Below are 24,072 nucleotides of genomic sequence, written 5' to 3' on the forward strand. Positions count from 1 at the left end.
CCAGGCCGCTCACAGCCAGCCGTTGCGCTTCAGCGTGCGGTGGATCGCCAGACAGACCGTCACGGTGAAGGCGAGCACCGTCGGATACCCGTACTTCGCGTGCAGCTCGGGCATGTGCTCGAAGTTCATGCCGTACACACCCGTCACCATCGTCGGTACGGCGATGATCGCGGCCCACGCGGTGATCTTCCGCATGTCCTCGTTCTGGGCGACGGAGGCCTGCGCGAGGTTGGCCTGGAGGATCGAGTTGAGCAGCTCGTCGAAGCCGATGACCTGCTCGTGGACCCGGGCGAGGTGGTCGGCGACATCGCGGAAGTACTTCTGGATGTCGGGGTCGATGAGCCGCATCGGCCGCTCGCTCAGCAACTGCATGGGGCGCAGCAGCGGCGACACCGCGCGCTTGAACTCCAGTACCTCGCGCTTGAGTTGGTAGATCCGCGCCGAGTCGACACCGCGTGAGACCCCGCCCTTGCGGCCCGGTGTGAACACCTCGGTCTCGACCTCGTCGATGTCGTCCTGCACCGCGTCCGCGACCGCGACATAGCCGTCGACGACATGGTCGGCGATCGCGTGCAGCACCGCCGAGGGGCCGCGGGCGAGCAGCTCGGGGTCGTCCTGCAGCCGGTGCCGCAGCGCCCGCAGCGAGCCCTGGCCGCCGTGCCGCACGGTGATGAAGAAGTCCCGCCCGGTGAAGCACATGACCTCGCCGGTCTCAACCACCTCGCTGTTGGCGGTGAGTTGGTCGTGCTCGACGTAGTGGATGGTCTTGAAGACGGTGAACAGCGAGTCGTCGTAGCGCTCCAGCTTGGGCCGCTGGTGGGCCTGTACGGCGTCCTCGACGGCGAGCGGGTGGAGCCCGAACTCCCCGGCGATACCGCTGAATTCGGCTTCGGTCGGCTCGTGCAGGCCGATCCACACGAAGCCCCCGTCGCGGCGCACCTGACGCATCGCCTCGTGCGGGGTCAGCGGCTTGCCGATGTCGACGCGGGCGCCGTCGCGGTAGACGGCGCAGTCGACGACGGCCGAGGGAGTGCCGGGGTCCCGGGTGGTGTCGTACGCGCCGCCGTCCTTGCGCAGGGAGGGACGGGACGGGCGGACCACGGCACGCAGGTCGCGGATCATCGACATGGCGGGCTCCTTCGCGAAGAGCAACGAAAGGCGCCGACGGCGGTTGGAACTGCCCGGAATGGGGACGTCCTGAGTGCGGATGTTTGGCACGTCCACAAAGCGGGGAGCACCGCACCGTCGCGGTGGCGAGTTTCGCTACTGATACAGGCACTGACTTCGGAACAGACAGATCGGTCGGATCGGATACACCGGACAGATCAGGCAGATCAGGAAAAAGAAACGAAGTGCTCTTCCGCGACAGTGAAGAAGTGCGAGAGGCGGCGGCAGCCGGCTGGAGGCTAGAAGCAGAGCCAGAGCGACGACATCAGCGGCCGGAAGAGCGGGTGGTACTGCCAGGCCGACTTCGGTCCATTGCAGCCCCACCTCCTCCGGCCGGTCCCCCGTGGGGGAGTCTCAACGGCGTCGGGACTTGATCGCGACGCTTCTGCGTGCTGCCCCGAACGACCGGCCAAGACTATCAGCCGACTGAACTGTCAAGGCGCTGCTTTGCCCGGTACTGACGAGTTCTATGCTCGCCGCATGGTTGATGTTCTTGCTCTGGTCGAGGCACGGTTGCGTACCGCGCTGGGCGAACCGGACGCCCGCGCCGCGGTCACTTTCCTGGGCACGGACCGCGTCGAGGTACTGCGGTTCCAGGACGACAACAAGGACGGGGCCGTCGTCCGCTACGCCACGCTCGGCATGTCCGCGCAGCCGATGAGCGACCCCACGGCGATGCTCGCCGACCCGGTCGCGGGCCCGCGCGCCGAGCTGGTCCTCTCCGTCCGCGGCGGCCTCGCCGACACCGACAAGGTGCTCCGGCCGCTCGCCGTGCTGGCCGCGTCCCCGCAGGTCGAGGGCGTGGTCGTGGCCCCCGGCGCTTCCCTCGACGTGGGCGAACCGCTGTGGCCCGGCGCCCCGTTCACCTCGGTGCTGGTCGCCGAGCCGGGCGGCCTGGTCGAGGATCTGGAACTCGACGAGCCCCTCGACCCGGTGCGCTTCCTGCCGCTGCTCCCCATGACCCCGAACGAGGCCGCCTGGAAACGCGTCCACGGCGCCCAGGCCCTCCAGGAGCGCTGGCTGACGAACGGGACGGACCTCCGGGATCCGTCCCGGAGGTCCGTCCCGCTCGACTGACCGTCAGAGTGAGCAAGCTCACCCGTCGGCTCGTCAACGTCGGCCGGTGATCGGCTAGTTGGCGAACACCGCGACACCGTCCTCCACCGCGTGCCTCGGCTCCAGCTCCTCGGCTTCGTGCGTCAGCGCGTTCCGTCGTACGACCACCACCAGCGCGCCCAGCGCCGCGGTGACCGCCGCGACCACGAACGGGATGTGGATGTTGCTCCACCCCTCGATCTTCGGCGCGAAGAACGGCGCCGCGGCGGCGGCGAACCAGCGGACGAAGTTGTAGCCCGCGCTCGCCACCGGGCGCGGCGCGTCCGAGACGCCCAGGGCAAGCTCGGTGTAGACGGTGTTGTTCACGCCGATGAAGGCGCCGGACAGGATCGTGCAGACGACGGCGGTGGTGTGGCTGCCGTAGCCGAGGACGAGGACGTCGACGGCGAGGAGCACCAGGGATCCGCCGAGCACCTTCAGCGAGCCGAACCTGCTCTGGAGGCGCGGGGCGACGAAGACGGAGAAGACGGCGAGCAGCAGGCCCCAGGCGAAGAACACGGCACCGGACTTGTACGGGGTCATGTTCAGCACGAACGGGGTGAAGGCCAGCACCGTGAAGAACGTGTAGTTGTAGAAGAAGGACGAGATCGCGGCGGACGCGAGTCCTCCGTGGCCGAGGGCCTTGAGCGGGTCGAGCAGTGAGGTCTTCTTCGCCGGCTTCGGCTGTTCCTTCAGGAACACCGTGATGCACAGGAAGCCGATCGCCATCAGGAACGCGGTGCCGAAGAAGGGGTAGCGCCAGCTCTGGTTGCCCAGCAGGGCGCCGAGCAGCGGGCCGCAGGCCATGCCCAGGCCCAGGGCGGACTCGTAGAGCAGGATCGCGGCGGCGCTGCCGCCGGCCGCCGCGCCGACGATGACGGCGAGGGCCGTCGACACGAACAGCGCGTTGCCCAGGCCCCAGCCGGCCCGGAAGCCGACGAGTTCGCCGACCGAGCCGGAGGTGCCGGCCAGACCCGCGAAGACCACGACGAGCGCGAGGCCGAGCAGCAGGGTCTTCTTGCCGCCGATCCGGCTGGAGACGAAGCCGGTCACCAGCATCGCGATGGCGGTGATCAGGAAGTACGAGGTGAAGAGCAGGGAGACCTGGCCGGCCGTGGCGTCCAGGCCCTTGGCTATCGACGGCAGGATCGGGTCGACGAGTCCGATGCCCATGAAGGCGACGACCGAGGCGCCGGCGGTGGCCCAGACTGCCTTGGGCTGCCGCAGGATGCTGCCCGTGCCGGTATCGGCTCCCTTGTCGAAGGGGTCGTCCATGCTTCCTCCCAAGTAGTTGGTATATGCACATAGTAAGTTAGGCAAGGTAATGAATGCAAGCTACATCTAGTTTCGCTCCGTGCGTGTCCGGGCCGGACGGGTGATCGTCCTTGACGTGCGCGGGTGAGGGTAGGACCGTGGGGCCCTATGAGGGGCGAACCCAGTTGCCCGAAGTGTGGTGGCCGGGTCAGGGCTCCCGGACTCTTCTCCGATTCCTGGCAGTGCGATGTCCACGGCACCGTGCATCCGCTGCAGCCCGTGATCCCGCCCAGCGTCGAGGCGCTCAGTGTGGTGGTGCACCGGACGAAGGTGCCGGTGTGGATGCCGTGGCCGTTGCCGGTCGGATGGCTGTTCACCGGTGTGGCCTGCGCGGGCGACGACCGTAGCGGGGGGCGGGCCACGGCGGTCGCCTGCACCGGGCCCGGGCCGCTCGGGGGGATGGGGGAGCTGATCCTTGTCGCCGAGGAGCTGGGGGTCGGGCTCGGGGCGCGGTATGCGGGGATCGACGGGCCGGATCCCGGGCCTTATATGAACGTCGAGAAGCCTCCTCAGGCGAAGCTGCTTGCGGCGGGGCGGCCTACGCCGTTGTGGCATGTGGCCACGGCGCCGGACGACCGGGCCGTTTTCGCCGGGGAGGCGTTGGGGTTGTGGCTGTGGGCCGTGGTGTGGCCTGAGCAGTCGGGGTTGTTGATGTATGACGAGCTGGTGTTGACGGATTTGCGGGATGCGGGGGCCGAGGTTGACTTGGTGCCCTGTGGTGCGTTGTCGCCGCGCTTGCTGGAGCCGTAGCGCCTGAGGGGGTGCCGGTTCTGTTGTGGGGCGGGTGCGGGTCTGTTGTGGCTGGTCGCGCAGTTCCCCGCGCCCCTTGAGGGCGAGACCCCTGGGGTGTTTATCGGGGGCCCTGGGATGCCGTTACCCTTGAGTGGTCCCCATTTGTGTCGTCGCCGTCTGGAGCTTGCGCGTGCGTATCGATCTGCACACCCACTCCACGGCCTCCGACGGGACGGACTCGCCTGCCGAGTTGGTGCGGAATGCTGCCGCTGCCGGGCTGGATGTTGTCGCGTTGACGGATCACGACACCAGTCGTGGGTACGGCGAGGCGATCGACGCGTTGCCCTCGGGGCTCACGCTCGTCACCGGGGCCGAGATGTCCTGTCGGATCGACGGGGTCTCGATGCACATGCTGGCCTATCTCTTTGATCCTGAGGAACCGGCTCTGCTCGCCGAGCGGGAGTTGGTGCGGGACGATCGGGTGCCCCGGGCTCAGGGGATGGTCGCCAAGCTGCAGGAGCTGGGTGTGCCGGTGACCTGGGAGCAGGTCGCGCGGATCGCCGGCGAGGGGTCGGTCGGGCGGCCGCATGTCGCCACCGCGCTGGTCGAGCTGGGTGTCGTACCTACGGTGAACGACGCTTTCACCGTGGACTGGCTGGCCGATGGAGGCCGGGCGCACATGGCCAAGCACGAGACCGATCCGTTCGAGGCGATCCGGCTGGTGAAGGGTGCGGGGGGCGTGACCGTGTTCGCGCACCCCGGCGCCAGCAAGCGTGGGCACACCGTGCCCGAGGCCGCGATCGCCGAGATGGCCGCCGCCGGGCTCGACGGTATCGAGGTCGAGCACATGGATCACGATGACGAGACGCGCGTACGGCTGCGGGGGCTCGCGAAGGATCTCGGGCTGCTGGTAACGGGGTCCAGTGACTATCACGGGAGCCGTAAGACCGTGCGGCTCGGTGAGTACACGACCGATCCCGAGGTGTACGGCGAGATCACGCGGCGCGCGACCGGGGCGTTCCCGGTGCCGGGGGCCGGCGGAGTCTGACCCCCGCCTCCGACCGATCGTCTCCGTTCACTCTCACCTGCAAGGCTTGTGGCTCACCCATGTTCGACGTCGCCGTCTTCGGCTCCCTCTTCCTGACCCTTTTTGTCATCATGGATCCCCCTGGGATCACCCCGATCTTCCTTGCGCTGACCGCCGGACGACCGTCCAAGGTGCAGAAGCGCATGGCCTTCCAGGCCGTGTGCGTCGCGGGTGGCGTGATCACCGTCTTCGGGCTGCTCGGGCACCAGATCCTCGACTATCTGCATGTCTCCGTGCCCGCGCTGATGATCGCGGGCGGGCTGCTGCTCCTGCTGATCGCGCTCGACCTGCTCACCGGCAAGACCGACGAGCCGAAGCAGACCAAGGACGTCAACGTCGCCCTTGTACCGCTGGGCATGCCGCTGCTCGCCGGGCCCGGTGCGATCGTGTCCGTCATCCTCGCCGTGCAGAAGGCCGACAGCGTGGCCACCCAGGTGTCGGTGTGGACGGCGATCCTCGCCATCCATGTCGTGCTGTGGGTGGTGATGCGGTACTCGCTGCTGATCATCCGGGTCATCAAGGACGGTGGGGTCGTGCTGGTGACGCGGCTCGCGGGGATGATGCTGTCCGCCATCGCCGTGCAGCAGATCATCAACGGGATCACCCAGGTGATCCGGGCGAGCTGATCACCGTGGGCGCCTTGTGCCTGCCGGAGACGCGGAAACCCCGCACGGCGTCGGTGCCGTGCGGGGCTCTGAAGTGTGGTCGCGATCCGCTTCGGGTTCGCGGGTGAGTGTCGTAGCTGTTACGTCGTCGTAGGTGTCACGTCGTCGGTGTTACGCGGCCTCGAGTGTTACGAGGCCTTGGTCTCGGCGGGGCGGATCCACAGTCGCTGTCCTATGGCGGCGGCCTGTTGCACGATCCGATTGACGGAGGCGGCATCCACGACGGTGCTGTCCACGGTGGTGCCGTCGACCTCGTCGAGACGCATGATTTCGAAGCGCATGGGCTTCTCCCTTCGTCTGGTCATCCTCCTGAGGAGAACTACTTGGTTACGTAGGTAGTCAACGGGATGCGTGTTACAAACATTCCCTACGCTAAGGAAATTTTTCGCACGCCTAATTACTGACCGGTAAGAGATCGGCGCGAGACTGACCGGGACCGGTTGTGTTCGCAGCGTGACCGCCGGGACAATGGAGCCGATGAACGACGACCTCGCGGCCCTCAGCGCCCGCCTCGACCGCACGAACGAGCTGCTGCAGCGCATGCTCGCCGAAGTGGCGAAGACGCCCTCGACGCATGCGATCTTCGTCGACGCCGGGTATTTGTATGCAGCCGCGGGCCGGCTCGTCTCCGGGACCGAGGACCGACGCACCTTCGACCTCGACACCGAGGGCCTCATCGAGGCGCTCATCGACAAGGCCCGCACGATCTTCGCGGACAGCAGGCTGCTGCGCGTCTACTGGTACGACGGCGCCCGCCGCCGCATCCACACCGCCGAGCAGCAGGCCATCGCCGAACTCCCGGACGTGAAGGTGCGGTTGGGCAATCTCAACGCCAACAACCAGCAGAAGGGCGTCGATTCACTCATCCGCTCCGACCTGGAGTCCCTCGCCCGGCACCGCGCCATCAGCGACGCGGCCCTCATCGGCGGCGACGAGGACCTGGTCTCGGCGGTCGAGGCGGCCCAAGGGTACGGCGCCCGCGTCCACTTGTGGGGCATCGAGGCCCCCGAGGGCCGTAACCAGGCGGAGCCGCTCCTCTGGGAGGTCGACAGCCAGCGCACCTTCGACCTCGACTTCTTCAAGCCGTACGTCTCCCGGCGCGCGTCCGCCGTCTACGAGGCCGCCGCCACCCGGCCCACCCGCGACGACGTCCGCTTCGTGGGCGCGCAGATCGCGGCGAAGTGGCTCGCGGCGCGGGGGCGCGAGGCGCTGGTCGACCTGCTGCCCGGGCATCCGTATCTGCCCGGTTCGGTCGACCAGGACCTGCTGGTCGAGGCGGAAGGGCTGCTGCAGTACTCCCTGCGCGGCCAGGCCGATCTGCGGCGGGCGCTGCGGGACGGGTTCTGGGAGCACCTGCAGACGCAGTACTAGCGTTTTTTACGGGCTTACGGTGTCCCAGAAGTCGGCGATGGCCCTGGCCGTCGCGGCCGGCTGGTCCGTGTTCGGCGAGTGCTCGGCCCCCGCGATGACCGTCCGCCGTGCCTTCAGCCGTACGGCCATGTCGTCCAGCAGCGGCACCGGCCAGGTGTCGTCGCGCGAACCCGACAGGACGTGGACGGGGAGCGCCGCGGCGGCCAGGTCGGCGACCCGGTCCGGCTCGTCGCACAACTGGCGTCCCGCCGCGAGGAGTTGAGCGGGCTTGGTGCCAAGCCAACGACGGCGCAGGTCGGCCCGGTCGTCGAGCCCCTCGTCCAGCGCACCGCCGGTCTCGGTCTCCTCCGGCGTCTCCATCGCCTGGATCGCGTCCCACACCTCGGTCATCGACATCACGGCGAGCGCGTCCCGCAACAGCTTCACGCGCTGCTGCTGGGAGGCGGAGATCTCCGCGGGACCCGACGCCATGAGCGTCAGCGACACGAACGGCGTGGGGTCCAGGAGGACGGCGGCCCGGGCGACATGCCCGCCGAAGGAGTGCCCGAGCAGGTGCACCGGCGCGCCCACGGTCTCGGCCAGCGCGAGCACGTCCCGCGCCAACTCGGCCTGGGCGTAAGGGGATTCGTCCTCGGCGGGCCCGTCCGTCTCGTACTGTCCCCGCCCGTCCACGGCCACGGTCCGGTACCCGCGCGCCCCGAACGCCTCGTGCAAGGGGTTGAAGTCCTCTTTGCTCCCGGTGAACCCCGGCAGCAGCAGAGCGACGCCCTTCGGCTCGACACCGTCGCCCACGGGCGAGTCCACGACGGCGAACACACCGCGAGCGGTCCGCAGCGGGTAGGCGCGAGCGCCGGGGGGCGGGGTGAAGGAGGGCGGCCTGCTCATGGGGTGAGGTTATCCGGCGCGGCTGAGCGGGACGGGGACGGGAGGGTGTAACCGGGGTTAACGGGGGAGTGGGGGCCGGAGAACGCCGACGGCCCGGCCCACTTCACGTGGGCCGGGCCGTCCGGTGCTGTGCCTGTGCCGACCTCCGGGGCGGATCAGCCCTCGGCGGCCTCCGCCACGGCTGTCGCCGCGGTCTTGCGCGGCCGGCGCACCCTCGGCTTCGCCTCCGGTGCCTCCGCGGTCTCCGTGACGACCGGGGCCTCGGCGGCCTTGCGGGTCGTACGGCGACGCGGTTTGACCTCCGACTCCTCGGCCGCCTGGGCCGGGATCTCGGCGGTGGCGACGGCGGCGGTCTTGCGGGTGCGGCGGGGCTTGGCCTCGACACCCTCGGCCGTGTCGACAGCGGCGACCGCTGCCTTGCGCGTCCGACGCGGCTTGGCCTCGACGACCACCTCGGCCGGTGCTTCCGTGGCCACGGCGGCGGCCGTCTTACGGGTGCGGCGCGGCTTGCTCTCGACGGCCTCGACCGTGTCCACGGCAGTCTCGGCGGCGACCGCTGCCTTGCGGGTCCGACGGGGCTTCGCCTCGACGACCGCCTCGGCCGGAGCCTCCGTGGCTACGGCGGCAGCGGCCGTCTTGCGCGTGCGGCGGGGCTTGGCCTCGACACCCTCGGCCGTGTCGACAGCGGCGACCGCTGCCTTACGGGTGCGGCGCGGCTTGGCCTCGACGGCCTCGGCCGTGTCGACGGCAGTCTCGGCGGCGACCGCTGCCTTGCGGGTCCGACGCGGCTTGGTCTCCGCCACGACCGGCGTCTCTACGACCTCCACCACCGGCTCCGCGACCTTGCGGGTCCGGCGACGGGGCGTGACCTCGGCGGCGGTGCCCTGCTCCTCGGCCACCTGCGCGGGGATCTCGGCGACGGCCTTGCGGGTGCGGCGGCGCGGCGTGGTCACTTCGACGGCCTCGACCGTCTCGACGACCTCGACCGCTTCGGCCGGAGCCGCGGTCTTCCGCGCCCGGGTCCGACGCGGCTTGGCCTCGACGGCCTCGGCCGTGTCGACCGCGACCACGGCGGCGGTTTCGGTGGCGGCCTCGACCGGCTCCGCGACCTGTACGGCCTGCGCGGCCTTACGGGTGCGGCGGCGCGGCCTGGTCTCCTCGGCCGGCGTCTCGGCCACTGGGGTCACGACCGCGGCGGCCTCGGCCACCGGAGTCACGACCTCGGTCTCGGCCACGGCGACCGCCGGCTCCGCCGACTTCCGCGTACGCCGACGACGCGATGCCGTCGGGGAGTCCAGGACCGGACCCTCCGCCGTAGTCACGGCGCTCTCCGCGACCTCGGACGCGGGCGCTGCGGTGACTGCCGTGGCCGGCTGCTGCTGCTCTCCCGTCGCTCCGTTGCGCGTGCGGCGACGGCGGCGCGGAGTGCGGCCCGCGCTCTCCTCGGAGGGGGCCAGCGCGGTCTCCTCCGGCGTGGACGTCACGGCCGTAGGGGCCGAAGTCCCTTCCATCGGGGCGCCGTTGCGTGTACGACGGCGGCGGCGCGGGGTGCGCGCCGGGCGCTCGAGGTCACTGCTACCGGCACCGGCACCGGCACCGGAACGGGACTCGTTCCGAGTGTCCCGGCCACCGTCATGTCCGCCTCGGCCGCTGTCCCGACCGCCCCGGCCGCCGTCGCGACCGCCACGGCCACGCGGACCGCCGCGACCGCCGGTCTCGCCGAGGTCCTCGACCTCCTCCGCGGCCAGCCCGGCGCGCGTGCGCTCCGAGCGGGGCAGGACACCCTTGGTGCCCGCGGGGATGTTCATCTCCTCGAAGAAGTGCGGGGAGGTGGAGTACGTCTCCGGCGGGTTCGGGAAGCCGAGGTCCAGCGCCTTGTTGATGAGCTGCCAGCGCGGGATGTCGTCCCAGTCGACGAGCGTGACCGCGATGCCCTTGGCGCCCGCGCGGCCCGTACGGCCGATGCGGTGCAGGTAGGTCTTCTCGTCCTCGGGGGACTGGTAGTTGATGACGTGCGTGACGCCCTCGACGTCGATGCCGCGGGCGGCGACGTCGGTGCAGACGAGCACGTCGACCTTGCCGTTGCGGAACGCACGCAGCGCCTGCTCGCGGGCGCCCTGGCCGAGGTCGCCGTGGACCGCGCCGGAGGCGAAGCCGCGCTGCTGGAGCTGGTCGGCGAGGTCGGCCGCCGTGCGCTTCGTACGGCAGAAGACCATGACCGGGCCACGGCCCTCGGCCTGCAGGATGCGGGCGACGAGCTCGGGCTTGTCCATGTTGTGCGCGCGGTAGACGAACTGCTTGGTGTTCGCGACCGTCGCGCCCTCGTCGTCCGGCGAGGTGGCGCGGATGTGCGTGGGCTGCGACATGTAGCGGCGCGCGAGACCGATGACCGCGCCCGGCATGGTCGCCGAGAACAGCATCGTCTGACGCTTGGCCGGCAGGAAGTTGATGATCTTCTCGACGTCGGGCAGGAAGCCCAGGTCGAGCATCTCGTCGGCCTCGTCCAGGACGAGCGACCTGATGTGCTTGAGGTCGAGCTTCTTCTGGCCCGCGAGGTCGAGCAGGCGGCCCGGGGTGCCGACGATGACGTCGACGCCCTTGCGGAGCGCCTCGACCTGCGGCTCGTAGGCCCGGCCGCCGTAGATGGCGAGGACGCGTACGTTGCGCACCTTGCCGGCGGTCAGCAGGTCGTTGGTGACCTGCGTGCACAGCTCGCGGGTGGGGACCACGACGAGCGCCTGCGGGGCGTCGGTCAGTTGTTCGGGCTTGGCGCGGCCGGCCTCGACGTCTGCGGGGACGGTCACGCGCTCCAGGAGCGGGAGGCCGAAGCCCAGCGTCTTGCCGGTGCCGGTCTTGGCCTGGCCGATGACGTCCGTGCCGGAAAGGGCTACGGGGAGCGTCATCTCCTGGATCGGGAAGGGGGAGACGATACCGACGGCCTCAAGGGCCTCAGCGGTCTCGGGAAGGATTCCGAGCTCTCGGAAAGTAGTCAGGGTGCTGCCTCTTCTGTGTGCGCGGTGCGAGGCGAGCGCGGGGGTCGTGTCAGGACCGTGCCGGGGGACGTCGGCTGCCTTACGGACAACCCGTGAGGGCAAGCCGTACTGCACGGGACCACTGCCGACGCTCTAGCGCTCGAACCGCTGAGGGTCCCCCTCCGAACTCCGTACGCAACGTGCCGTACGGGCGAGGAGGGCTGTCGGGTCGGAGCCGATCGGGCCACCGACCGGGCATCCTCATTCGTGCGGCCCGGCGAATATTCGGCGGGCGCATTACCACCATACCCCGGAATCGCGCACATGCGTTGGCCGATTTGGTCACGTAGTCGTCGTCACAGTGATTGACCAGGGACTTCCGCCGTGCGGTGAGCGGGCTATTGTGCGCTTCATGACGACCGCTGACAACGCCTCCGACGCACCCGCCGAACCCACCGGAGTCGCCGCCCAGGACTGGGCCACGGCCTCCGTCGACCCGCAGTACCGCAACGCGGTCGTGGACCTGCTCGGCGCCCTCGCGTACGGCGAGCTGGCGGCGTTCGAGCGGCTCGCGGAGGACGCCAAGCTGGCGCCGACGCTCGCGGACAAGGCGGAGCTGGCGAAGATGGCGTCGGCCGAGTTCCACCACTTCGAGCAGCTCAGGGACCGCCTCACGGAGATCGGCGCCGAGCCGACGCAGGCCATGCAGCCGTTCGTCGCCGCGCTCGACGGCTTCCACAAGCAGACGGCCCCCTCGGACTGGCTGGAAGGGCTCGTCAAGGCGTACGTCGGCGACTCGATCGCCAGCGACTTCTACCGCGAGGTCGCCGCCCGCCTCGACAAGGACTCCCGCTCGCTCGTGCTGGGCGTTCTCGACGACACCGGGCATGCCAGTTTCGCCGTAGAAAAAGTACGTGCGGCGATCGACGCGGACCCGCGTGTGGGGGGCCGACTCGCCCTGTGGGCACGGCGGTTGATGGGGGAGGCGCTGTCGCAGTCGCAGCGGGTGGTCGCCGACCGGGACGCGCTGTCGACGATGCTCGTGGGTGGCGTGGCGGACGGCTTCGACCTCGCGGAGGTGGGCCGGATGTTCTCCCGGATCACCGAGGCGCACACCAAGCGGATGGCGGCGCTGGGGCTCGCCGCCTAGTTACGCGGGGGCGGATCGTCCCCGGAGTCGCCTCGCCGGGCGGAGGAGCAGCGACAGCGAGGCCGCCGAGACGACCACCGCGCCGAGCAGGCTCGCCAGGCCGGTGCCGGGGCCCAGCGCGCTGTGGGTGACGAAGTCACCGAAAAGGGCTCCGGCGACACCCGTCGAGAACACCAGGGAGCGGGTCGGCAGACGGTGCGCGAACCGGTGGGTGGCCGCCCAGGCGAGCAGCAGACCCAGCACGGCGGAGCCGAGCGCTTCCAGGATCATCACGAGGGGTCCCTCCCACGGTCGGCCTGCGTCTTTGCGGTCGTAGCCGGTCATACCCGTGACCTGCGGAATGCAATCCTCACCTGTGGGTGACTTGTGCTCCATCTGTGGTGGAAATTCTGATGAGCACAGCGGTGGGCACGATGGCAGGAACAGGGGTGGCGGGAACAGCGGCGGCGGGAACAGTGGCGGAAACGCGAGGGGCCCGGTGACCTCGACGGTCACCGGGCCCCTCGTCCGTTCGCGACTACAGCGCGCCGAAGCCCACCTTGCGCGGGGCCGCCTCGCCGAGCTCGACATAGGCGAGCCGGTCGGCGGGGACGAGGACCTTGCGGCCGTGCTCGTCCACGAGGCTCAGCAGCGGAGCCTTCCCGGTCAGTGCCTCGGCCACGGCCTGCTCGACCTCCTCGGCGCTCTGACCGGTCTCCAGAACGATCTCGCGAGGCGTGTGCAGCACGCCGATCTTGACCTCCACGCTATGTCCCTCCGACGGTCAGCAAAGTGCGCGATCTTCCGCGCCGTACGCAGCACACACTAGCCCGGTGAGCGGGCGTAGATGCTCCGCGCCGGGAACGCCAGGAGCGAACAGCGGACGGGAACAAAAGGGGAGCCCGGCGGTCAGTGGTGCTGTTCGCTTCCGTGCAGCGGGAAACCGGCGATGCCGCGCCACGCCAGCGAGGCCAGCAGTTGGACCGCCTGGTCGCGCGGGACGCTGCGGTCGCTGTGCAGCCAGGAACGGGCGACCACCTGGGCGAGACCGCCCAGCCCCGAGGCCAGCAGCATCGACTCGGCCCGGGACAGGCCGGTGTCCTCGGCGATGACGTCGCAGATCGCCTCGGCGCATTCGTTCGTCACCTTGTCGACGCGCTCGCGCACGGCGGGCTCGTTCGTCAGGTCCGACTCGAAGACCAGCCGGAAGGCGCCGCCGTCGTCCTCCACGTAGGCGAAGTACGCGTCCATGGTCGCCCGGACGCGCTGCTTGTTGTCCGACGTCGACGCGAGCGCGGTCCGCACCGCCTGGATCAGCGATTCGCAATGCTGGTCGAGGAGGGCGAGGTAGAGGTCGAGCTTGCCCGGGAAGTGCTGGTAGAGCACCGGCTTGCTGACGCCGGCGCGCTCGGCGATGTCGTCCATCGCGGCCGCGTGGTAGCCCTGCGCGACGAAGACCTCCTGGGCGGCGCCCAGCAGCTGGTTCCGTCGGGCACGGCGCGGCAGGCGGGTGCCCCGCGGGCGCGCCGCCTCTGTCTGCTCGATGGCTGTCACGCCGCCTCCCAAATGTCGTCCTCATGCGGTGAGCGCCGCGCCGCCATCGTACTTTTCGGTAACCGTGGTGTGCGCGCTGCGAGCGCAGAATTTCACGTACCGGACGATGGTGAAAGCGGTGCGAATACCCCTAGAAGGGGATGTAGAGGTTGGGGGAGCTTGGGGGAGGCCCGAGGTAAGCGGCTTCTTCTTACTGAAGGGGCTCGGTAGGTGTCACCGACAGTCGTCCGTCATCTGTCGCCGGTCGTATGCCACCTGTCACCGATAGTCGTCTTCGTCCAGGGCGACTACGCGGGCCTGTTCCGCGATGTCGGCCTCGTTGGCCTTGGTCGGGTCGACGTCGGTCGGTTGTTCGCTGGCGTCGTCCTCGGGGGCTTCGGTGTCGAACGGGGCGTCGCTCTCGTCCTCGAACGTCGCGGGATCGCTTGGGTCGACGGTCATGGCGGGCTCCCTTCCTGCCTACGAGCCTAGGAGACACGGCGCAGGGGTGCCATGGCTGACGCCGTACGGCTGGGGCGGCGAACGGCTAATGACGACGAACCGCCAGTGACGGCCAGCGGCTTGTGACGGCGAACACACGAGCCACTGCGTGATCGTCTCGTAACATTGCCGCATGTCTTCGACAGAGCTGCCTTCCGTGTCGGCCGCCAGTGTGCTCCCCAAGGTGGCGCCCGTCAGGGTCGGCGAGGGGGAGCGGCTCAGGTCGGTCGGGCTCCCGGGGATCACCCTGACGGTCCGGTCGAGAGCGGGCGTGCGCGAGGGCCTGCCGCCCGCGCTGTACGTCCACGGGCTCGGCGGTTCCTCGCAGAACTGGTCGCAGCTCATGGCCGAGTTGGACGGCCTGGTCGACGGCGAGGCGCTGGACCTGCCGGGCTTCGGCGACTCCCCGCCACCGGACGACGGCGACTACTCCGTCACCGGGCACGCGCGCGCGGTCATCCGCTACCTCGACGCGGCCGAGCGCGGCCCGGTGCACCTCTTCGGCAACTCCCTGGGCGGCGCGGTCACGACCCGCGTGGCCGCGGTGCGCCCGGACCTCGTCCGTACGCTCACGCTGGTGTCCCCGGCCCTGCCGGAGATCCGCGTCCAGCGCTCGGCGGTACCGACGGCGCTGCTGGGCGTACCGGGGATCGCGGCCCTGTTCACCCGCATCAGCAGGGACTGGACGGCCGAACAGCGCGTCCGCGGGGTCCTGGGCCTCTGCTACGGCGATCCCGGCCGGGTGACACCGGAGGCGTTCCGCTACGCGGTCGAGGAGTTGGAGCGACGGCTCCAACTCCCCTATTTCTGGGACGTGATGGCCCGTTCCTCGCGGGGCATCGTCAACGCGTACACCCTGGGCGGCCAACACGGCCTCTGGCGCCAGGCCGAACGCGTCCTCGCCCCGACCCTCCTCGTCTACGGCGGCCGGGACCAGCTCGTCGGCTACCGCATGGCCCAGCGGGCTGCCCGTACTTTCCGCGACTCCCGCCTGCTGTCCCTGCCGGACGCGGGGCATGTCGCGATGATGGAGTACCCGGAGACGGTGGCGGCTGCGTTCCGTGAACTTCTCGCGGATGCGGGGGAGTTGGGTGCCGGTGCCGACAGTGCTGGGGACGGCGGTACGGATTCGGGTGCCGGTGCCGTGCGGGGGCGTCGTGCGGAGGCGGACGGTTTCGGCCGAGGTGGCGGGAGCGGTGCGCGGGGGTCCCGGGGCGGCGGTTCGGTGAGTACGGTGAGTGATGCCGGCGGCGCGGGAGCGGACTTGGGATTCGGGTCCGGGTCCGGTGCCGGGGGCGATGACAAGGTCGACGATACGAACGCGGGGAGTTGAGGGGGCGACGTGGGACGCCATAGTCGCCGTAGGTCCTCTGCGAAGGGTGAATCCGCGGATGCAGGCATAGGGGGCGCGGGGAAGGGCGGGAAGGGCGCTCGGGATTCCCGGGACGGCCGGGAGGCGCAAGGGGCTCAGGGGTCCCAGAGGGGGCAGGGAGGTCCGGCTGGGCCTGGATCTGTCCCTGGACCTGGACCTGGTGTGGCCCCTGGCCGACAGCGGCCTTCGGGGGGCGGGGATCCGGGGTACGGGGCGCCGGGAGCGGTCGACGGCACGCCTGCGCGGGGAGTTCCTCGGGGGCAGGGTGCGGCGGCTGCTCAATGGGGGGTACGGCTTCCTGACGGGACTCCGGCGCGGGGCGTACCGGGTTTCCAGGGTGGAACTCCGGCTCATGGCGTACCGCGTTTCCAGGGGCCGCCGTCTGCGCAGGGTGCGCCGCGTTACGCGGATGGGACTCCTGCTCATGGTGTGCCGCGCCTGCCTGATGGAACCCCGGCTCATGGTGTGCCGCGTTTCCAGGGGCAGCCGCCCGTACAAGGTGGGCCGCGTCTGCCTGATGGGACCCCCGCTCACGGCGTACCGCGCTTCCAAGGGCCGCCGTCCGCGCAGGGCGTATCGCGTCCCGCGGATGGGACCCCCGCTCATGGAGTGCCGCGTTTCCAGGGGCCGCCGCCCGCTCAAGGTGGGCCGCGTCTGCCCGATGGGACCCCGGCTCACGGGTCGCCGCGTTTCTTCGGCGGCGCTTCTGCGGATGGAGGGGCACGTCTCCCTGACGGCACTCCCGCGCGCGGGGTCCCGCGTTCGCCGGATGGCACGCCTGCGCAGGGTGTGCCGCGTTACGCGGACGGCACTCCCGCTCATGGGTTTCCGAGGTTGCCGGACGGCACCCCGGCTCACGGCGTTCCCCGGCTTCCGGATGGCACTCCGGCTCATGGGTTTCCCGGGTTGGCCGATGGCACTCCGGCCCATGGTTTTCCGAGGTTGCCGGATGGCACTCCCGCGCGCGGTGTTCAGCGGGGGCCGGACGGAACCTCCGCGCATGGCACCCCTCGCTTCCCGGACGGCACCCCGGCTCACGGTTTTCCGACGCTGCCCGATGGCACTCCCGCGCGCGGTGTCCCCCGTGTGTCCGACGGGACCCCCGTTCGCGGCACCTCCCGTACTCAGGCAGGTCACCCCGAGCAGCCTGAATCCGGGGGCGGCTGGGGGGAGTTGAGCGGGCGGACCGGGGTCGGGCACGGACAGCCGCGTGGGCCCCGCGGCGTGCCCGGTGCGACCGGTGTGCCCGGTGTGCCTCAAGTCCCCGTCGCCGGTATGCCGGACGGTTCGGGGCCGGGGCTGCCCATACCTCGGCAGCGGCAGGCCCCTCAGGGCGGTTCTCGGGGGCGCGGGCGGGCCGGTCGTGGGCCCCGGCAGGATTACGTCGACGCCTTCGAGGCTGAGGGCGCCGGCGACGATGTCTTCCCGGGGCGGGCAAGTGTCGCGACGCACCCCTCCGACCCGTACGCCTCCGTCACCGAGTGGACCGAGACTCCAGAGAGCGCAGAGAGCAGCCCGGAGAGTGACGCCGGCGGCGGTGACGCGTCCTCTGCCGGCCTCGACGCCCCGCCCGTCAAGGGCCGCAAGGGGCGGACGTACACCGGCATCGCGGCCGCCGCCGTCACCACCGTGCTGGCCGTCATCGTGGCTGGGCAGGTGGCCAAGGACGGTGACAAGAGTGGAGTGCAGTCGCAGGCGGCCACCGATCGGGCCCGTGATGCGCGGAGTTCCACCTCCGCACAGCCCAGCGCCTCCGCTTCGCCGCGCGTGGCGACCCTGACGTACGCGCAGAAGATGGACAAGAAGTACCCGCTCAGCGCCAAGCTCAAGGGGCCGGACAAGTTCGACGCGGTGCCCGGTGTCGACAAGGCGCCCGGCAAGGGGCGCAAGTACACGTACCGCGTGGACGTGGAGCAGGGGCTCGGGCTCGACGGCACGCTCTTCGCGCAGGCCGTGCAGAAGACGCTCAACGACAAACGGAGTTGGGCCCACAACGGGGCCCGTACCTTCGAGCGCATCTACTCCGGCAAACCGGACTTCGTGATCACCCTCGCGAGCCCTGGTACCACCGCCACGTGGTGTGCCAAGTCCGGGCTCGACACCACCGAGGACAACGTGTCGTGCGACTCGGCGGCCACCGAACGCGTGTTGATCAATGCGTATCGATGGGCGCAGGGGTCGTCAACATATGGGGACAAGATGTACGCGTATCGACAGATGTTGATCAACCATGAAGTCGGTCATCGTCTCGGCTACGGGCACGTCACCTGCGACAAGGACGGCGAGTTGGCCCCGGTCATGCAGCAGCAGACCAAGTTCCTCGACCATGACGGGATCCACTGTCTGGCGAACCCCTGGCCGTACCCGGGCAGTTGACAGGCGACGCTTATGTCACATTGACACGAGCCGCAACTTCCTTCATATTTTTGGGCATGTGGTCTAGTCATGTCGCGCATCGCGCCGCCATCGAGCTGGCGCTCATCGGCGTGACCCCGCTCTGTGTGGCCGACATCCTCTGTCGCTGAACACCGCCCCTGGCGTTCGTGTCGCGACCCGCACCATCACGCCCTCGCCCGTGTGACTTCGGCAGGGCATTTCCGACGACCTGACGCCGGGGCAGACGCCTGTTCATTTCCGTCTCACCCCTCGTCCATCCGTCTCGCTATTCGGGAAACCCCATGAGAATTCCCGAACATCCCCCCCGAGAGGTCGTCATTCCGATGCGTCAACCGTCCGTCATAGCCCGGCGCGTGGCCGTGGCATCCGTCAGCCTGGCCGTGGCAGCGGGCGCCGCCGCCTGCGGGCCGAAGGACAACGATGCCAAGGGCTCCGGCGGCGACTCCACGCCGCACAAGGGCGGCACGCTCACGGTCCTGAACTCCAACCCCCAGGAGGACTTCGACCCGGCGCGCCTGTACACCTCCGGCGGCGGCAACGTCCCGTCCCTCGTCTTCCGCACCCTTACCACTCGCAACCGTGAGAACGGCGCGGCCGGCGCCAAGGTCGTCCCGGACCTCGCCACCGACACCGGGCGCCCCAACAAGGACGCGACCGTGTGGACGTACACCCTGAAGAAGGGCCTCAAGTACGAGGACGGCACCGCGATCACCTCGGCCGACATCAAGTACGGCATCGAGCGCTCCTTCGCCCCCGAACTCTCGGGCGGCGCGCCCTACTTGAGGGACTGGCTGGTCGGCGCGGCCGACTACCAGGGGCCGTACAAGGACAAGAAGGGGCTCAGCGCCATTGAGACTCCTGACAGCCTGACCATCGTCTTCCATCTGAACAAGCCCGAGGGCGAGTTCCCCTACCTCGCCACGCAGACGCAGTTCACACCCGTCCCGAAGGCGAAGGACACGGGGACGAAGTACGAGCAGCACCCGATCTCCTCGGGGCCGTACAAGGTCGTCAGCAACCAGAACGACGGTGAGACGCTCGTCCTGGAGCGCAACACGTACTGGTCCACGGCCACGGACGCCGAGCGCAAGGCCTACCCGGACAAGATCGACGTGAAGTCGGGACTCGACTCCTCCGTGATCAACCAGCGGTTGTCGTCGTCCCAGGGGGCGGACGCCACGGCCGTCACGACCGACACCAACCTCGGTCCTGCCGAGCTCGCCAAGGTGACTGGCGACAAGGAACTCGCGGCGCGCGTCGGCACCGGGCACTTCGGTTACACGAACTACATCGCGTTCAACCCCACGGTCGCGCCGTTCAACAACGTCAAGGTGCGGCAGGCGATCTCGTACGCCATCGACCGCTCGTCCGTCGTGAACGCGGCGGGCGGTTCGTCGCTGGCCGAGGCCGCGACCACCTTCCTGCCGAACCAGAAGTCCTTCGGGTACGACCCCTACGACCTCTTCCCGGCGGGCGCGTCCGGCAACGCGGCCAAGGCCAAGGAGCTGCTGAAGGAGGCCGGTTACCCGAAGGGGATCACCGTCACGCTGACGCACTCCAACGACAAGGACTTCGAGACCAGCCCGGAGATCGCGACCGCGATCCAGGACGCGCTCAAGAAGGCCGGCATCACCGTCAAGCTCCAGGGCCTGGAGATCAACGACTACAAGGACAAGATCCACAGCGTCAAGACCGAGCCGGGCTTCTTCCTCGCCCACTGGGGTGCCGACTGGCCCTCCGGCGGTCCCTTCCTCGCCCCGATCTTCGACGGCCGCCAGATCGTCAAGGACGGTGCGAACTTCAACACCGGCCTGCTCAATGACGAGTCGGTCAATGCCGAGATTGACGCGATCAACAAGTTGACGAATCTTGACGAGGCCGCCAAGCGGTGGGGTGCACTGGACAAGAAGATCGGCGAGCAGGCCTTGACCGTGCCGCTGTTCCACCCCGTCTACAAGCGACTGGTCGGCAAGGACATCAAGAACGTCGTGATCAGCGACTGGACCGGCGTCCTGGACATCTCCCAGGTCGCGGTCAAGTAACCCCATGAGTGAGGCACTTGCCGCCTCCCAGGCCGCCGGGACGGACGTCTCCGTCCCGGCGGGCTCGGGGGCCCGTCAGTTCTGGCGGCGGCTGCGTGCGCAGCGCGCCGCCCTCGTCGCGGCGGCCGTCGTCGCCCTGCTCGTCCTGGTCGCGCTCGGCGCGCCGCTGCTCACCGCGATCGAGGGCCAGGACCCCTTCACCTACCACCCCTCGCTCATCGACTCCGCGCGCGGGGGCGTGCCGACCGGCTCCTTCGGTGGCATCACGGGCGACCACTGGCTCGGTGTCGAACCGCAGACCGGCCGTGACCTGTTCGCCCGGCTCGCGTACGGCGCCCGGGTCTCGCTCGGCGTCGCGCTCGGGGCGACCGTCGTGCAGGTCACCATCGGGGTCGTCGTCGGAGTCGCCGCCGCGCTCGGCAGTCGATGGGTTGATCAACTGTTGAGCCGGATCACCGACATCATCGTGGCGATGCCGTTGATGATCATGTCGTTGGCGCTGCTCGCAATCGTGCCCAGCAGCTTCCCGCGCCCCCTGCTCGTCGCGCTCGTCATCGGGCTCATCGCCTGGGGCAACACCGCGAAGATCGTGCGCGCCCAGACGCTCACCCTGAAGGAACTCGATTACGTCTCCGCGGCCCGGCTCAGCGGCTGGGGCACCTGGCGCATCGCCCGCCGCGAACTGCTGCCCGGACTGGCCGCGCCCGTCATCACGTACGCGGCACTCCTCGTACCGATCAACATCAGTACCGAGGCCGCGCTGTCCTTCCTCGGCGTCGGCGTGAAGCCCCCGACGCCCTCCTGGGGACAGATGCTCACCGCCGCCGACGTCTGGTACCAGGCCGCCCCGCAGTACCTGCTGCTGCCCGCCGGCGCCCTCTTCGTCACCGTCCTGGCGCTGACCGTCCTCGGCGACGGCATCCGCACGGCCCTCGACCCGCGCGCGGCCTCCCGCCTGCGCATCGGCACCGGCCGCAAGCGGGAAGCGAAGGCGGACGCGAGCGGCAAGGGTGCGAGCGGCAAGGGCGCGACTACGAAGAGCGCGGTTACTAAGGGCACGACTACTAAGAGCACGACTTCCGAGGAGGCCACGTCATGAGCGGCTTCGGAGGATTCGTCCTGCGCCGCGGTATCGGCACCGTGATCACCCTGCTCGCCATCTCGGTGATCGTCTACGTCGTCTTCTTCGTCACCCCCGGCAACGTCGCCCAGATCACCTGCGGCCCGCGCTGCTCCCCGGAACAAGTGCACCAGGTCGCCCAGCAGTTGAGGCTCGACGACCCGCTGTACCTGCGCTACTGGCACTTCCTCCAGGGCATCCTCGTCGGCCAGGACTACTCGACGGGCACCTCCGTGGAGCACTGCTCGGCGCCCTGCCTCGGGCTGTCGTACCAGGGAGACCAGCAGGTCACCCAACTGATCCTGACGAAGCTGCCGGTCAGCCTGTCGCTCGTGTTCGGCGCGATGGTGCTGTGGCTGATCCTCGGCGTCGGCACCGGCGTTCTGTCCGCGTGGCGGCGCGGCCGCTTCACCGAGCGCCTGCTGACCGGCATCACCCTCGCGGGCGTCGCCACCCCGGTGTTCGTGATCGGCCTGGTGCTGATGATCGTCGTCTGCGGGCAGCTCCAACTGCTGCCCTTCCCGCAGTACGTCAGTCTCACCGACGACCCCGAACAGTGGGCCTGGAACCTGCTGTTGCCCTGGCTCTCGCTGGCCCTCATCGAGGCCGCCGCGTTCGCCCGGCTCACCCGGGCGTCGATGCTGGAGACGCTCGCCGAGGACCACATCCGCACGTTCCGCGCGTACGGCGTCGGTGAACGGTCGATCATCGGGCGGCACGCGCTGCGCGGGGCGTTCGCGCCGATCATCGCGCTCAACGCCAACAACGTCGGCTCGGCGATCGGCGGCGCGGTGCTCACCGAGACGCTCTTCGGGCTGCCCGGCATCGGACAGGAACTCGTCCATGCCGTCAATGTCGTCGACCTGCCGGTGGTCGTCGGCATGGTCCTGGTCATCGGCTTCTTCGTAGTCATCGCCAATGCCGTCGCGGACGTGCTGTACGCGGTGGCCGACCGACGGGTGGTGCTCGCATGAGCTCGGTGGACGGCTCTGAGATCGGCTCTGAGGTCGGCTCGACGGACGTCTTGGTGGACGTCACCGACCTGACGGTCGGGTTCGGGTCGCTGCGTGCTGTCGACGGCCTCTCCTTCCGGTTGGAGAAGGGCGCCGCGCTCGGCCTGGTCGGCGAGTCCGGCTCGGGCAAGTCCACGGTCGCCTCGGCCCTGTTGGGGCTGCACCGCGGCACGGGCGCCGACGTCGGCGGCTCGGTGCGCGTGGCCGGCATCGACGTACAGGAGGCGTCCGACGCGGACCTGCTGCTGTTGCGCGGCGGCAAGGCCGCGATGGTCTTCCAGGACCCGCTGTCGTCCCTGGACCCGTACTACGCGATCGGCGACCAGATAGCCGAGGTCTATCGCGTGCACGCGCGCGTGTCGCGTCGGGCCGCACGCGCGCGTGCCGTCGACGTACTGGACCGGGTCGGGATTCCGGACGCGGTACGGCGATCCCGTTCACGCCCGCACGAGTTCAGCGGCGGTATGCGGCAACGCGCCCTGATCGCCATGGCGTTGGCGTGCGAGCCGGACCTGCTGATCGCGGACGAGCCGACGACCGCGCTCGACGTGACCGTCCAGGCGCAGATCCTCGACCTGCTGCACACGCTGCGCGAGGAGACCGGCCTGGGACTGCTGCTCGTCACGCACGACGTGGGCGTCGCCGCCGAGAGCGTCGACGAGATCCTGGTCATGCGGCACGGGCGGGCCGTCGAGCACGGGCCGGTGGGCACCGTCCTCGGGGCGCCGGCCGAGCCGTACACCCGGGATCTGCTCGGCGCGGTCCCGCGCGTGGACGTGCCACGCACGTCCACCGAGGCGCCCTCGGCGGCCCAGGAGGTCGTCCTGGAGGCCACGGGCCTGCGGCGCGAATTCGGGCGCGGGAAGCGGGTGTTCGCGGCCGTGGACGACGTGTCGCTGACGATCCACCGGGGCGAGACCCTCGGCATCGTGGGCGAGAGCGGCAGCGGCAAGACGACGCTGGGCCGGATGCTGGTCGGGCTGCTGAAGCCGACGGCGGGCGAGATCAAGCCCGGCGGAGGCGTACGCCCCGACGTCCAGATGGTGTTCCAGGACCCCGTCTCCTCCCTCAACCCCCGCCGCAGCGTGGGCGAGTCGATCGCCGACCCGCTCCGCGCGCGTGGCGAGCGCGACGAGCAGCGCATCCGGGGGCGCGTACGCGAACTGCTGGAGCGCGTGGGGCTCGAAGGGGCGCACTACGACCGCTACCCGCACGAGTTCAGCGGCGGTCAGCGCCAGCGTGTGGGCATCGCGCGGGCGCTCGCGGCCGACCCGCGCGTGATCGTGTGCGACGAGCCGGTCTCCGCGCTCGACGTCACCACACAGGCCCAGGTCGTCGCCCTGCTCGGCGAACTCCAGCGCGAACTCGGCCTCGCGCTCGTGTTCGTCGCCCATGACCTCGCCGTCGTACGCCAGGTCAGCGACCGGGTGGCGGTGATGCGACGCGGGAGGATCGTTGAACAAGGCCCCGCCGACGAGGTCTACGACTCGCCGCAGGACCCGTACACGAAGCAGCTCCTGGCCGCCGTACCGGCCCTCGATCCGGAGGTGGCGGCCCAGCGGAGGGCGGAGCGGCGGGAGTTGGCGACGGCCTGAGGATCGTTGAACGATCCGTTTCCGGATGGCCGCTCAGTGATCGCGGGGTGATCCCGTAGTGATCCCTTAGCGCGAGCGAACG

The 24,072-nt window shown here is 69.9% G+C and carries 22 protein-coding genes; 13 read left to right on the forward strand and 9 right to left on the reverse strand.

All coding sequences use genetic code 11. The annotated features are described in order from the left end of the window. Window positions 1–9: 9 nt before the first annotated feature. Entirely contained in the window at window positions 10–1,128 is a 1,119-nt protein-coding gene (locus OG223_RS34255; protein ID WP_329256907.1) for a magnesium and cobalt transport protein CorA, read from the reverse strand. A 519-nt stretch (window positions 1,129–1,647) separates the two neighbouring features. On the opposite strand from OG223_RS34255, the gene OG223_RS34260 reads away from it, so the two are divergent. Further along, window positions 1,648–2,244 (forward strand): suppressor of fused domain protein, encoded by a 597-nt coding sequence (locus OG223_RS34260; RefSeq protein ID WP_329256910.1) that lies wholly within the window; start codon window positions 1,648–1,650, stop codon window positions 2,242–2,244. Window positions 2,245–2,298: 54 nt separating this feature from the next. Here the strand turns inward: OG223_RS34260 and OG223_RS34265 are convergent, their stop codons facing one another. After that, complete coding sequence (locus tag OG223_RS34265; protein WP_329256913.1) at window positions 2,299–3,537, reverse strand: MFS transporter; 1,239 nt, start codon at window positions 3,535–3,537, stop codon at window positions 2,299–2,301. A gap of 147 nt (window positions 3,538–3,684) precedes the next feature. On the opposite strand from OG223_RS34265, the gene OG223_RS34270 reads away from it, so the two are divergent. The 3 genes from OG223_RS34270 to OG223_RS34280 all read left to right on the forward strand — a co-directional run bounded on the left by OG223_RS34270 (window position 3,685) and on the right by OG223_RS34280 (window position 6,021). Further along, window positions 3,685–4,326 (forward strand): DUF6758 family protein, encoded by a 642-nt coding sequence (locus tag OG223_RS34270; RefSeq protein WP_329256915.1) that lies wholly within the window; start codon window positions 3,685–3,687, stop codon window positions 4,324–4,326. A gap of 172 nt (window positions 4,327–4,498) precedes the next feature. Then, the gene (locus tag OG223_RS34275) at window positions 4,499–5,356 is read left to right on the forward strand and encodes a PHP domain-containing protein (protein WP_329256918.1); all 858 of its coding nucleotides are present in this window, start codon (window positions 4,499–4,501) and stop codon (window positions 5,354–5,356) included. A gap of 59 nt (window positions 5,357–5,415) precedes the next feature. Beyond that, entirely contained in the window at window positions 5,416–6,021 is a 606-nt protein-coding gene (locus OG223_RS34280; protein WP_329256921.1) for a MarC family protein, read from the forward strand. Between the two features lie 167 nt (window positions 6,022–6,188). On the opposite strand, the gene OG223_RS34285 is transcribed toward OG223_RS34280, so the two are convergent. Then, window positions 6,189–6,341, reverse strand: a complete 153-nt coding sequence (locus OG223_RS34285; protein ID WP_019058373.1) for a hypothetical protein — start codon at window positions 6,339–6,341, stop codon at window positions 6,189–6,191. Between the two features lie 196 nt (window positions 6,342–6,537). Here OG223_RS34285 and OG223_RS34290 point away from each other — a divergent pair, with 196 nt between their 5' ends. Next, complete coding sequence (locus OG223_RS34290) at window positions 6,538–7,431, forward strand: NYN domain-containing protein (RefSeq protein ID WP_329256924.1); 894 nt, start codon at window positions 6,538–6,540, stop codon at window positions 7,429–7,431. A 6-nt stretch (window positions 7,432–7,437) separates the two neighbouring features. On the opposite strand, the gene OG223_RS34295 is transcribed toward OG223_RS34290, so the two are convergent. Then, window positions 7,438–8,316: an alpha/beta fold hydrolase gene (locus OG223_RS34295; protein ID WP_329256927.1), complete on the reverse strand. Its 879-nt coding sequence runs from the start codon at window positions 8,314–8,316 to the stop codon at window positions 7,438–7,440. Between the two features lie 155 nt (window positions 8,317–8,471). Beyond that, a complete protein-coding gene (locus tag OG223_RS34300; protein WP_329256931.1) occupies window positions 8,472–11,219 on the reverse strand; it encodes a DEAD/DEAH box helicase in 2,748 nt (915 codons plus the stop codon). Window positions 11,220–11,700: 481 nt separating this feature from the next. Here OG223_RS34300 and OG223_RS34305 point away from each other — a divergent pair, with 481 nt between their 5' ends. Continuing rightward, window positions 11,701–12,438 (forward strand): ferritin-like fold-containing protein, encoded by a 738-nt coding sequence (locus tag OG223_RS34305; protein WP_200690843.1) that lies wholly within the window; start codon window positions 11,701–11,703, stop codon window positions 12,436–12,438. Here OG223_RS34305 and OG223_RS34310 read toward each other — a convergent pair whose 3' ends face one another. The 4 genes from OG223_RS34310 to OG223_RS34325 form a co-directional block, all read right to left on the reverse strand. Continuing rightward, entirely contained in the window at window positions 12,439–12,708 is a 270-nt protein-coding gene (locus OG223_RS34310; protein ID WP_329256936.1) for a hypothetical protein, read from the reverse strand. Window positions 12,709–12,955: 247 nt separating this feature from the next. Continuing rightward, window positions 12,956–13,183, reverse strand: a complete 228-nt coding sequence (locus OG223_RS34315) for a DUF3107 domain-containing protein (RefSeq protein ID WP_019072095.1) — start codon at window positions 13,181–13,183, stop codon at window positions 12,956–12,958. A 143-nt stretch (window positions 13,184–13,326) separates the two neighbouring features. Continuing rightward, window positions 13,327–13,971, reverse strand: a complete 645-nt coding sequence (locus tag OG223_RS34320; RefSeq protein WP_329256939.1) for a TetR/AcrR family transcriptional regulator — start codon at window positions 13,969–13,971, stop codon at window positions 13,327–13,329. A 258-nt stretch (window positions 13,972–14,229) separates the two neighbouring features. Further along, window positions 14,230–14,412: a hypothetical protein gene (locus tag OG223_RS34325; RefSeq protein ID WP_329256942.1), complete on the reverse strand. Its 183-nt coding sequence runs from the start codon at window positions 14,410–14,412 to the stop codon at window positions 14,230–14,232. Window positions 14,413–14,584: 172 nt separating this feature from the next. On the opposite strand from OG223_RS34325, the gene OG223_RS34330 reads away from it, so the two are divergent. The 7 genes from OG223_RS34330 (at window position 14,585) to OG223_RS34360 (ending at window position 23,990) form a co-directional block, all read left to right on the forward strand. Then, the gene (locus OG223_RS34330; protein ID WP_329256945.1) at window positions 14,585–15,784 is read left to right on the forward strand and encodes an alpha/beta fold hydrolase; all 1,200 of its coding nucleotides are present in this window, start codon (window positions 14,585–14,587) and stop codon (window positions 15,782–15,784) included. A 693-nt stretch (window positions 15,785–16,477) separates the two neighbouring features. Beyond that, window positions 16,478–18,199, forward strand: a complete 1,722-nt coding sequence (locus tag OG223_RS34335; RefSeq protein ID WP_443073858.1) for a DUF3152 domain-containing protein — start codon at window positions 16,478–16,480, stop codon at window positions 18,197–18,199. Window positions 18,200–18,255: 56 nt separating this feature from the next. Further along, window positions 18,256–18,348 carry an Ms4533A family Cys-rich leader peptide gene (locus OG223_RS34340; protein ID WP_315986646.1) on the forward strand — a complete coding sequence of 31 codons (93 nt, stop codon included), beginning with the start codon at window positions 18,256–18,258 and terminating at the stop codon, window positions 18,346–18,348. Window positions 18,349–18,543: 195 nt separating this feature from the next. After that, complete coding sequence (locus OG223_RS34345; RefSeq protein ID WP_329256953.1) at window positions 18,544–20,262, forward strand: ABC transporter substrate-binding protein; 1,719 nt, start codon at window positions 18,544–18,546, stop codon at window positions 20,260–20,262. A 4-nt stretch (window positions 20,263–20,266) separates the two neighbouring features. Then, window positions 20,267–21,361 (forward strand): ABC transporter permease, encoded by a 1,095-nt coding sequence (locus OG223_RS34350; protein WP_329256956.1) that lies wholly within the window; start codon window positions 20,267–20,269, stop codon window positions 21,359–21,361. Further along, a complete protein-coding gene (locus tag OG223_RS34355) occupies window positions 21,358–22,356 on the forward strand; it encodes an ABC transporter permease (RefSeq protein WP_329256959.1) in 999 nt (332 codons plus the stop codon). The genes OG223_RS34350 and OG223_RS34355 overlap by 4 nt, the downstream gene beginning before the upstream one ends. Continuing rightward, window positions 22,353–23,990, forward strand: coding sequence for an ABC transporter ATP-binding protein (locus OG223_RS34360; protein ID WP_329256961.1), 1,638 nt, complete (start codon window positions 22,353–22,355; stop codon window positions 23,988–23,990). Before OG223_RS34355 ends, OG223_RS34360 begins: the two co-directional genes overlap by 4 nt. Window positions 23,991–24,072 lie beyond the last annotated feature (82 nt).

Origin of the sequence: Streptomyces sp. NBC_01478 (assembly GCF_036227225.1) — a bacterium.
GTDB lineage: Bacteria > Actinomycetota > Actinomycetes > Streptomycetales > Streptomycetaceae > Streptomyces.

Excerpts from the sequence above, each read along its gene's own strand:
- OG223_RS34340 (WP_315986646.1), top strand. The coding sequence starts at position 18,256 with ATGTGGTCTAGTCATGTCGCGCATCGCGCCGCCATCGAGCTGGCGCTC.
- OG223_RS34350 (WP_329256956.1), top strand. The coding sequence starts at position 20,267 with ATGAGTGAGGCACTTGCCGCCTCCCAGGCCGCCGGGACGGACGTCTCC.
- OG223_RS34330 (WP_329256945.1), top strand. The coding sequence starts at position 14,585 with ATGTCTTCGACAGAGCTGCCTTCCGTGTCGGCCGCCAGTGTGCTCCCC.
- OG223_RS34295 (WP_329256927.1), bottom strand. The coding sequence starts at position 8,316 with ATGAGCAGGCCGCCCTCCTTCACCCCGCCCCCCGGCGCTCGCGCCTAC.
- OG223_RS34255 (WP_329256907.1), bottom strand. The coding sequence starts at position 1,128 with ATGTCGATGATCCGCGACCTGCGTGCCGTGGTCCGCCCGTCCCGTCCC.
- OG223_RS34305 (WP_200690843.1), top strand. The coding sequence starts at position 11,701 with ATGACGACCGCTGACAACGCCTCCGACGCACCCGCCGAACCCACCGGA.
- OG223_RS34360 (WP_329256961.1), top strand. The coding sequence starts at position 22,353 with ATGAGCTCGGTGGACGGCTCTGAGATCGGCTCTGAGGTCGGCTCGACG.
- OG223_RS34345 (WP_329256953.1), top strand. The coding sequence starts at position 18,544 with ATGCGTCAACCGTCCGTCATAGCCCGGCGCGTGGCCGTGGCATCCGTC.
- OG223_RS34260 (WP_329256910.1), top strand. The coding sequence starts at position 1,648 with ATGGTTGATGTTCTTGCTCTGGTCGAGGCACGGTTGCGTACCGCGCTG.
- OG223_RS34290 (WP_329256924.1), top strand. The coding sequence starts at position 6,538 with ATGAACGACGACCTCGCGGCCCTCAGCGCCCGCCTCGACCGCACGAAC.
- OG223_RS34285 (WP_019058373.1), bottom strand. The coding sequence starts at position 6,341 with ATGCGCTTCGAAATCATGCGTCTCGACGAGGTCGACGGCACCACCGTG.
- OG223_RS34270 (WP_329256915.1), top strand. The coding sequence starts at position 3,685 with ATGAGGGGCGAACCCAGTTGCCCGAAGTGTGGTGGCCGGGTCAGGGCT.
- OG223_RS34355 (WP_329256959.1), top strand. The coding sequence starts at position 21,358 with ATGAGCGGCTTCGGAGGATTCGTCCTGCGCCGCGGTATCGGCACCGTG.
- OG223_RS34300 (WP_329256931.1), bottom strand. The coding sequence starts at position 11,219 with ATGACGCTCCCCGTAGCCCTTTCCGGCACGGACGTCATCGGCCAGGCC.
- OG223_RS34280 (WP_329256921.1), top strand. The coding sequence starts at position 5,416 with ATGTTCGACGTCGCCGTCTTCGGCTCCCTCTTCCTGACCCTTTTTGTC.
- OG223_RS34265 (WP_329256913.1), bottom strand. The coding sequence starts at position 3,537 with ATGGACGACCCCTTCGACAAGGGAGCCGATACCGGCACGGGCAGCATC.
- OG223_RS34310 (WP_329256936.1), bottom strand. The coding sequence starts at position 12,708 with ATGATCCTGGAAGCGCTCGGCTCCGCCGTGCTGGGTCTGCTGCTCGCC.
- OG223_RS34325 (WP_329256942.1), bottom strand. The coding sequence starts at position 14,412 with ATGACCGTCGACCCAAGCGATCCCGCGACGTTCGAGGACGAGAGCGAC.